The sequence below is a fragment of the Streptococcus chosunensis genome, assembly GCF_003626515.1.
Taxonomy (GTDB): domain Bacteria; phylum Bacillota; class Bacilli; order Lactobacillales; family Streptococcaceae; genus Streptococcus; species Streptococcus chosunensis.
Genome location: NZ_RBCK01000001.1, coordinates 1,216,829 through 1,223,009 on the forward strand (window position 1 = coordinate 1,216,829; position 6,181 = coordinate 1,223,009).

4 protein-coding genes, 12 tRNA genes and 1 rRNA gene are annotated in these 6,181 nt (G+C 42.9%); all 17 read right to left on the minus strand.

The window, feature by feature from the left end:
• Positions 1-147: 147 nt before the first annotated feature.
• A complete protein-coding gene (locus D7D54_RS05760; RefSeq protein ID WP_120719010.1) occupies positions 148-774 on the minus strand; it encodes an HAD family hydrolase in 627 nt (208 codons plus the stop codon).
• Between the two features lie 3 nt (positions 775-777).
• On the minus strand, positions 778-2,058 hold the full coding sequence (locus D7D54_RS05765; protein WP_120719011.1) for an MATE family efflux transporter: 1,281 nt from the start codon (positions 2,056-2,058) through the stop codon (positions 778-780).
• 60 nt (positions 2,059-2,118) lie between these two features.
• Entirely contained in the window at positions 2,119-3,603 is a 1,485-nt protein-coding gene (gene thrC / locus D7D54_RS05770; protein WP_120719012.1) for a threonine synthase, read from the minus strand.
• A gap of 75 nt (positions 3,604-3,678) precedes the next feature.
• On the minus strand, positions 3,679-4,956 hold the full coding sequence (locus D7D54_RS05775; protein ID WP_120719013.1) for a glutamate-cysteine ligase family protein: 1,278 nt from the start codon (positions 4,954-4,956) through the stop codon (positions 3,679-3,681).
• 105 nt (positions 4,957-5,061) lie between these two features.
• A tRNA-Leu gene (locus tag D7D54_RS05780) sits at positions 5,062-5,145 on the minus strand.
• A 9-nt stretch (positions 5,146-5,154) separates the two neighbouring features.
• A tRNA-Gln gene (locus tag D7D54_RS05785) sits at positions 5,155-5,226 on the minus strand.
• 13 nt (positions 5,227-5,239) lie between these two features.
• Positions 5,240-5,312, minus strand: a tRNA-His gene (locus D7D54_RS05790).
• Positions 5,313-5,326: 14 nt separating this feature from the next.
• Positions 5,327-5,397, minus strand: a tRNA-Trp gene (locus D7D54_RS05795).
• 4 nt (positions 5,398-5,401) lie between these two features.
• Positions 5,402-5,482: transfer RNA gene (locus tag D7D54_RS05800), tRNA-Tyr, on the minus strand.
• Positions 5,483-5,494: 12 nt separating this feature from the next.
• A tRNA-Phe gene (locus D7D54_RS05805) sits at positions 5,495-5,567 on the minus strand.
• 3 nt (positions 5,568-5,570) lie between these two features.
• A tRNA-Met gene (locus D7D54_RS05810) sits at positions 5,571-5,644 on the minus strand.
• Positions 5,645-5,654: 10 nt separating this feature from the next.
• A tRNA-Ser gene (locus tag D7D54_RS05815) sits at positions 5,655-5,744 on the minus strand.
• Positions 5,745-5,748: 4 nt separating this feature from the next.
• Positions 5,749-5,820 (minus strand) — tRNA-Glu (locus D7D54_RS05820).
• 8 nt (positions 5,821-5,828) lie between these two features.
• Positions 5,829-5,902: transfer RNA gene (locus tag D7D54_RS05825), tRNA-Ile, on the minus strand.
• Between the two features lie 34 nt (positions 5,903-5,936).
• Positions 5,937-6,007 (minus strand) — tRNA-Gly (locus D7D54_RS05830).
• 5 nt (positions 6,008-6,012) lie between these two features.
• Positions 6,013-6,085: transfer RNA gene (locus D7D54_RS05835), tRNA-Val, on the minus strand.
• A 4-nt stretch (positions 6,086-6,089) separates the two neighbouring features.
• Positions 6,090-6,181, minus strand: a 5S ribosomal RNA gene (rrf, locus tag D7D54_RS05840); the annotation flags it as partial.

The following is a 6,181-nucleotide window of genomic DNA, read 5'->3' on the forward strand; positions in this document are numbered from 1 at the left end:
CTTTCAAATGAGTACCTGTCTATGATAACACAAAAAATGCAGAAAAAAAGCCCTCTCGGGCCTATTTAACAGAACTGTCTATTCCTTGTAACAAACTCGGTTACTTGAAATAGTTTGTTAGGTCTCTGTCACAAAACTGACACAATCTTATCGTTCCCAATCCCCAAAAATATAAGGAATATCTGCTAACCCTTGAATCCTATGATTTCCTTCATAAGTCGACTCTAAAAAGTTGATACTTTGAATCCCACTATTCTGGGCAAATTCCACATCCAGAGTCCGATCCCCTATATAATAGGTCTTCTCAGAATCCAACTGATACTTGCCTAACAGATAGTTAGCCGCTTCTGGACTTGGCTTCCGCACAAAACCACTCTGACTGGTTAAAATCTCTGTAAAATAAGATTCCAAACCCAAGTCTCTGAGAATGGTACGAGCATTGTCTCCCTTATGAGTGTAAACAAACTGCTGAATTCTTGATTCGTCCGCCCAATTCAACACCTCACGCGCACCTGGCATCAAAACTACCTGAGCATTCTTCTCAGCCAGACTCTGTGCACGCACCTGATTTAGCATTTCCACATCCAGCTTTCTCTCTTCCGCCACCTGCACAAGCAAATCCTGAACAGAATACTTGAGAATAAACTCCCTCACCTTCCCTTTATCATAAGGAATAGCAAACTGACCAAAAGTTTCCTCAATCCCTGACAAAATCGCTTCGTAAGAATCCAATAAAGTCCCGTCTAAATCCCAAATAAAAGCTGTTTTTTGCATTTCCTATCCTTTCAAGATCATATAACGCTGGTAACGGTAACGTAGAAATAACCAACGAAAACCATTATCCAAAAGGGTTCCGGCCCAAATACCGGGCAAGCCCCAACCAAGCACAATCCCCATCAGATATCCCGTTCCAATGCGGATACACCACATTCCTATACTTGTCGCATAAAAGGGAAGCCGAGCATTGCCCAAACCCTGCCAGACTGCTGTATAGATGACTGTTCCTATCGTCATAGGAGTACCAAGTAGTGAAAACAGTGTCACTAGAACACTAGCCTCAACCGCTAGAGGATCAGGCGTATAGAGATGAGTTAGTGGTACACCCAAGGCATAGATACTGAAGGTCAAAGGCAACATGAGGACCAGAGAAAGCCAAAAAGTTCGCTTGCTCAAATTAGCTACTTTTTTCCAATTATCCTCCCCAACTGCTCGGGCCACCATCATGACCGTTGCAGTAGCGACGCCAAAGGCAGGCATATAGTTAAACTGGGTCAAGACTTCTCCGACTGCATTTCCAGCCACCGCCTCCGTTCCAAAAGAAACAACCAAGGCAATGATCACGACATCTCCAGCCCTCATCATGAGCCTCTCTCCAGCTGCTGGCAACGCTAAGGTCAATAGTTCCTTATCTAAACCAAAAGTCGGTTTCTCAAAAGGCAACTTTAATTGCGACCATAAAATCACAAGACCTACCAAACGAGACAGAATTGTCCCCCAAGCAACACCAGCTATCCCCATATCCAGAACAAAAATAGCTAGACTTGAAAAAAGAATATTCAAGGCATTGGATAAAAGACTAACATAGAGAGGCAGACGTGGATTATGCGTTGCACGAATCAAGGCACCCAGACTGGTCATCAAGCCCAAAAGAACAATCGATCCGCCTACCAAGGATAGGTAGAGTCCACCACTCTCAGCTACATCTCTCTCCGTCCCCAAAAATCCTATCATCTCTTTCCCAGCGAAGATGGACAAAAATCCTAAAAGGAAACTTAATAGTAAGGTAATCTTCAAGGACTCAGTCACATGATAGGCTAGCATAGATTGATCCTTCTGCCCCAAACTTTTTGAAATAACACTTGAAATAGCAGCTCCCAGAGCAATGAAAATCGCCTGATAAATCGTGATAATATTCCCAGCTACTGATACGCCTGAAATGGCTATCAATCCTAAATGAGCAACCAAATAACTGTCCACCATCCCCATGAGCATCTGCAAAAAGTTTTCGCCCATAGCTGGCAAGGCAATATTAAGAATATCTTTATTTTCCTTAAACAATCCTTCCTCCTGATGAAAAGAAACTCAGTTGGTTTCCCAACCGAGTTTACTCCCTCTGTCTTAAAGTCCTAGATAAGCCTCAACCGCTGCTTGCATGTCAGCAGCTGCTACTGTTGTCTTGTGACGAACAGGAGCTGTCTCAAGCCCATCAACTGCAGGTGGCACAACTACTCCTGAGATTTCATGTAATTGAGCCAAGGCTTCAAAGTCTGTCAAGCCTGATTCCCCTGTTACCGCTTCTACAGCAACTACCGGGAACTTGTATGGACTCGCTGTTGAAGCAATCACTGTCTTAGTCACATCGCCAGTAGCCGCTTGGTATTTCTTATAAACTGCCGAGGCAACCGCCGTATGTGGATCCTCGATATAGGTATCTGTTTGATAAACACGTTTGATTTCTGCCGAAGTTTCTTCCTCAGTCGCATATTCAGCTGCAAATAGTTCCAGAATCTCTGCATCAAAGTCTATCAACTCATATTGTCCTTGCTTGTTCAAGGCATTCATGAGTTCAGCAGCCTTAATAGCATCATTTCCTAAAAGATGGAAAATCAAGCGTTCCAAGTTTGAAGATACTAAGATATCCATAGATGGGCTAGTTGTTACCTTAAACTCACGTTTCTTGTCGTAAACACGTGTTTTAAAGAAGTCTGTCAAGACATTATTGTCATTTGAAGCACAGATCAATTTACCAACTGGTAGGCCAATTTGCTTAGCATAAAAGGCAGCCAAGATATTTCCAAAGTTTCCAGTTGGCACTGTGAAATTGACCTTATCACCAGCCACAATCTCACCAGTCTTGACCAACTGAGCGTAAGCATAAACATAGTAGACAATCTGTGGTACCAGACGACCAATGTTCATAGAGTTAGCTGATGAAAATTGCAACTTGTTGGTAGCCAATTTTTCACGAAGAGCCACATCGTTAAACATATGCTTCACATTTGTTTGGGCATCGTCAAAGTTACCGTCTATAGCTATAACATGAGTATTATCACCAGTCTGAGTGGTCATTTGCAACTCTTGAACCTTGCTGACACCATCCTTTGGATAAAAGACGATAATCTCAGTACCAGGTACATCTGCAAATCCTGCCATAGCAGCTTTCCCAGTATCACCAGATGTTGCTGTTAAGATGACAATCTTGTTCTCCAAACCATGTTTCTTAGCAGCTGTCGTCATAAAGTATGGCAAGATAGACAAGGCCATATCCTTAAAGGCAATCGTTGAACCATGGAAAAGTTCCAGGTTGTATTGCCCGTCTAATTTCACTAATGGTGCGATAGCTGGAGTATCAAATTTGCTATCGTAGGCATTATTGATACAGTAGTCCAACTCCTCAGCTGTAAAGTCATCTAAAAATGCTGACAAAACTAACTTAGCAACTTCCTGATAAGAAGCATCTTTCAATTTGTCAAAGTCCAAATCTACCTTTGGATAAGTAAGCGGTGTAAACAAACCACCGTCCGTCGCCAAACCTTGCAAAATAGCTTGGCTGGCAGTTACTGTATTGTTGGCATCACGCGTTGATTGATAAACTAATGTCATTACTCTCTATCCTTTATCTATAGTCTCTTCCATTATATCATGATTTTTCAGAAAATTCTCCCTTTATAAGAGAAATTATAGGCTCAATTCTTCCTTCAAAGGCTGTAAAAAGGTCATTTCTTGCTTATTTCTCATCTCCAGTCCTTCCTCAGCTAGCAGGAGTAAGTCTTTGGAAAATCCAATAATCGTAGTCTCTTCCTCATCTGTGAGCTTCTTCTTAGAAAATTGTCTCCTTAAAAACTTGTAATCATGACCAAATGACTCAAAGAAAGGTGCTGTTGCTAAGTAAGCCTCTAACTTATCTAAATTAACCAACAACCCCAAGTGAAAAGCTGCTGAAGCGAAGGTTCTATCTAGAGGCTGGGTACACACACTACGAAACTCAACCGTTCCGCGAGTCGTTAAGTCTTGATACTGGTAACTACGATGAGTTTCAAAATCCTTTTCTTGAGGGTAAATAGGAACCACATCCCCATTAAGATCAAATGCTTGAATTTCAGGTGTAACCAAATAGTCCCTTGCCTGAATTGGATAAAAATAATAGGTTTGCCCATCACGTTCCGCAGTAAAAATTGCAGAATGATCTAGATAATCAAAAAAATCATCCTCATCTTTAAAGAGTCTAACATTGACCCCGACGTTTTCTGGATAGATACCATGCATCGATTCTTCCCAGAAAATATCTCTTGAAATTTTCGTATTCCAATCCGCACCTAAAAACTCAGAATTGGCAAATAAATAAGCCTTAACTGCTTCAATTTGGGTAAAAGCATTAATCACTCGTAAGTAGTTAGACTTTGAAACATCCAACTGAACCTGACTCCCACAAATGAACGCTCCGTATTCAGGGAATTGATGTAAGTTTGATTTAGTAACATTTCTGCTCAAATTCAAATAGTCCATCAACATCTGATAGCGTGGGTAAGCCACGGGACAATTCTCATTTTTATCCCAGTTGGGATGAATACCACAGCCAACAATAGCATGATTTGATTCAGCTAACTTCTTCTGGATTGCTTCCATATAAATACTAAAACGTTCTTCAACCTCTTGTATCGTTTCAGCCTTACCAAATGCAAACTCTATCGTGGTATAGGAAACTTCAAATAAAATAGCATCCTGACTTACTGGATCCACTAGCTGAATAGGATTCCCAAAATCATCCACCTTTTCTACAGCTAAATTCAAAGCAGAAACTAGATAACGAAATAACCGCTTGATAACTTCAACATCTGTAGCATCCCCTTCTAAATTTGTAACAGGATATTCCAGCTCAATCCCGACAAACAATTCAGGATTTTCTTTAATATTTTTCAAATACCGAAGTTTTAACAATTCGCTAGAACGAGACATACTTCCCTACACTTTCATAATCTAAATAAAATTTGGATAAGTATTATTATACCAAAAATAATATAAAAAGGAACGAAGATTTACAACGTTCCTTACTCTATACTATACCGGCGGCCGGGGTCGAACCGGCACGTCCTTGCGGACACTGGATTTTGAGTCCAGCGCGTCTGCCAATTCCGCCACGCCGGCAAATAGTAACTGGGGTAGCTGGATTCGAACCAACGCATGAGGGAGTCAAAGTCCCTTGCCTTACCGCTTGGCTATACCCCAATAATATAAAATAGGCGAGTGATGGGGATCGAACCCACGCATGCCAGAGCCACAATCTGGTGTGTTAACCACTTCACCACACCCGCCATAATTCTATTAACACGGGCAGTAGGAATTGAACCCACACTGAAGGTTTTGGAGACCTTAGTTCTACCTTTAAACTATGCCCGTAAAATGGAAGGGGAGGGATTCGAACCCCCGAACCCGAAGGAGCGGATTTACAGTCCGCCGCGTTTAGCCTCTTCGCTACCCTTCCAAAATATATAAATGGCGCGAGACGGAATCGAACCGCCGACACATGGAGCTTCAATCCATTGCTCTACCAACTGAGCTACCGAGCCTTATTGCGGGAGCAGGATTTGAACCTACGACCTTCGGGTTATGAGCCCGACGAGCTACCGAGCTGCTCCATCCCGCGTTAATACAAAAGGAGGATGTGGGATTCGAACCCACGCACGCTTTTACACGCCTGACGGTTTTCAAGACCGTTCCCTTCAGCCGGACTTGGGTAATCCTCCAAAATAGTCCGTACGGGATTCGAACCCGTGTTACCGCCGTGAAAAGGCGGTGTCTTAACCCCTTGACCAACGGACCAAACTTTATGGGCACGAGTGGACTCGAACCACCGACCTCACGCTTATCAGGCGTGCGCTCTAACCACCTGAGCTACGCGCCCAAGTTAAAAAACTTGGTAATTGAACAAAGTTCAAAGCGGGTGACGAGAATCGAACTCGCGACAACAGCTTGGAAGGCTGTAGTTTTACCACTAAACTACACCCGCTTAAATGGGAGTTAACGGGATCGAACCGCTGACCCTCTGCTTGTAAGGCAGATGCTCTCCCAGCTGAGCTAAACTCCCTAGAGCTAAGCGACTTCCATATCTCACAGGGGGCAACCCCCAACTACTTCCGGCGTTCTAGGGCTTAACTTCTGTGTTCGGCATGGGTACAGGTGT

Excerpts from the sequence above, each read along its gene's own strand:
- thrC (WP_120719012.1), bottom strand. The coding sequence starts at position 3,603 with ATGACATTAGTTTATCAATCAACGCGTGATGCCAACAATACAGTAACT.
- D7D54_RS05775 (WP_120719013.1), bottom strand. The coding sequence starts at position 4,956 with ATGTCTCGTTCTAGCGAATTGTTAAAACTTCGGTATTTGAAAAATATT.
- D7D54_RS05760 (WP_120719010.1), bottom strand. The coding sequence starts at position 774 with ATGCAAAAAACAGCTTTTATTTGGGATTTAGACGGGACTTTATTGGAT.